Here is a 2,187-nt window from a genome sequence, read left to right as displayed (position 1 = left end):
CGCCGCGGCGGTGGCGCCCGCCTTTACCCTCGCCAGCTGCAGCCGCCAGCCGCCCCGCTCGCTGGTGACGCCGCTGCCGCCGGCGGTTAAGCAGGCGGCGCTGCCGAAACCGCACGAGCCGGTACGCGGCGTCTGGCTGACTACGGTCTCGCGCCTCGACTGGCCGCCGGTGGGCTCGATCATTGCCAGCAGCCCGGAGAGCCGGATTAGCCAGCAGAAGGTGGCGCTGATCGCCAAGCTCGATAATCTGCAGCGCCTCGGGATTAACACCGTGTTCTTTCAGGTCAAACCCGACGGCACCGCGCTGTGGCCGTCAAAGATTTTACCCTGGTCAGATATGCTGACCGGCGCCATTGGCGAAGACCCGGGCTACGATCCGCTGCAGTTTATGCTCGATGAGGCGCACAGGCGCGGGATGCGGGTTCACGCCTGGTTTAACCCCTACCGCGTGTCGGTGAACACCCGGCCGAAAACCGTCGCCGAGCTCAACCGCACGCAGTCGCAAAGCCCGGCCAGCGTCTTTGTCCTGCACCGCGACTGGATCCGCACCGCCAGCGACCGCTTTGTTCTCGACCCGGGTATTCCTGAGGCTCGCGACTGGATAACCCGTATCGTCGCCGAAGTCGTCGAGCACTATCCGGTCGACGGGGTGCAGTTTGACGACTATTTCTATACCGAAACGGCGGGCTCGGCCCTTAACGATAGTCAAACCTTCCGGCAGTATGGTCAGGGGTTTGCCAGCAAGGCGGACTGGCGCCGGCACAATACCCAACAGCTGATTGAGCAGGTGTCGCGCACCATCAAGCAGATTAACCCCAGCGTAGAGTTTGGCGTCAGCCCGGCCGGCGTGTGGCGCAATCTTTCCCACGATCCCGCCGGCTCAGACACCCGCGGCGCGGCGGCCTACGATGAGTCCTACGCCGACACCCGCCGCTGGGTGCAGCAGGGGCTGCTCGACTATATCGCGCCTCAGCTCTACTGGCCGTTTGCGCGCGACGCCGCCCGCTACGACGTGCTGGCGAAATGGTGGGCGGAGGTCGTCAAGCCAACCCATACCCGACTCTATATCGGCGTGGCGCTCTACAAAGTCGGCGAGCCGTCAAAAAATGAACCCGACTGGATGGTTAACGGCGGCGTGCCGGAGCTGAAAAAGCAGCTCGACCTCAACGATGCGATCCCCGAAATTCAGGGCACCATTCTGTTCCGCGAAAACAATCTCAACCAGCCCCAGACCCGCCAGGCCGTCAACTATCTGCAGAGCCGCTGGGGAAATTAACCTCTGCCGCCTGCGGAACCCGTTTCGCAGGCGCTTTCTCTTCACCTCCTCGGCCCCGTGCGTCGCGCGATGAGCCGGGCGCACTTTTTTTTCACCTGCGCGCAACTTTTTCCTGCGCTGCGGCGAACTGAATAGCTGAGATGAATGAGTTTGGCCAAACCGGCACTCCCCCAAATCGCAGGAGCAGATAATGACACGCATCAAAAACCTCATCCGTACCCTGACCGTCACCGCCGCCCTCGGCCTCTCCGCCACCGCGTTCAGCGCCAGCGCGGCGCTGCCCGTGGGCGCGAAAGCCCCGGATTTTAAGCTGCAGGGCGCGCTTGCCGGCAAGCCGATGACCTTCTCCCTGCAGCAGGCGCTGCAAAAAGGGCCGGTGGTGCTCTATTTCTTCCCGGCGGCCTTTAGCGCCGGCTGCACCATTGAAGCTCATGACTTTGCTGAAGCCACCGACAGCTTCACTAAAATGGGGGCCACCGTGGTTGGCGTAACCGCGGGGAATACCGACCAGGTCAGCGACTTCTCCAGGCTGGAGTGCCGGGATAAGTTCGCCGTCGCGGCGGATCCGGGCGCCAAAGTCGCCGCCCAGTACCAGACGCTGATGGAGATGAAAGGTAAAACGCTCTCCGATCGCACCTCGTACGTGATTGCGCCGGATGGCAACATCCTGCTGAGTTACACTGATAGAAACCCGGATGCACATATCGAGAAGACGCTCGCTGCCGTTAAGCAGTACGATGCTTCTCATCCGCAAACCCATTAAGTAAAGAGGCCAGCGATGTTAACCGCGATGCTGGCCGCCTTTATTGGCGGCATTATTCTCAACTTTATGCCCTGCGTTTTTCCGGTGATCTCCCTGAAGGCGCTGGGGCTGCTGCGCCACTCCGATAACGCCGCCAGCGCCTTCAGGG

General features: G+C 62.1%; 2 protein-coding genes and 1 pseudogene. All 3 read left to right on the top strand.

Features of this window, described 5'->3' with window-relative positions; all coding sequences use genetic code 11:
* Positions 1 to 10: 10 nt before the first annotated feature.
* The gene (locus PFH44_RS26975) at positions 11 to 1,276 is read left to right on the top strand and encodes a glycoside hydrolase family 10 protein (RefSeq protein WP_463671586.1); all 1,266 of its coding nucleotides are present in this window, start codon (positions 11 to 13) and stop codon (positions 1,274 to 1,276) included.
* 190 nt (positions 1,277 to 1,466) lie between these two features.
* The gene (locus tag PFH44_RS26970) at positions 1,467 to 2,039 is read left to right on the top strand and encodes a peroxiredoxin (protein WP_283826746.1); all 573 of its coding nucleotides are present in this window, start codon (positions 1,467 to 1,469) and stop codon (positions 2,037 to 2,039) included.
* A 15-nt stretch (positions 2,040 to 2,054) separates the two neighbouring features.
* Positions 2,055 to 2,187 (top strand): annotated as a pseudogene (locus PFH44_RS26965) (protein-disulfide reductase DsbD family protein); the annotation flags it as partial.

It is taken from the genome of Klebsiella sp. Ech2A (genome assembly GCF_030078455.1).
Taxonomy (GTDB): domain Bacteria; phylum Pseudomonadota; class Gammaproteobacteria; order Enterobacterales; family Enterobacteriaceae; genus Klebsiella; species Klebsiella terrigena.
Note: the sequence above shows the minus strand (reverse complement) of the source record. Positions and strands in the feature narration are given on the sequence as shown.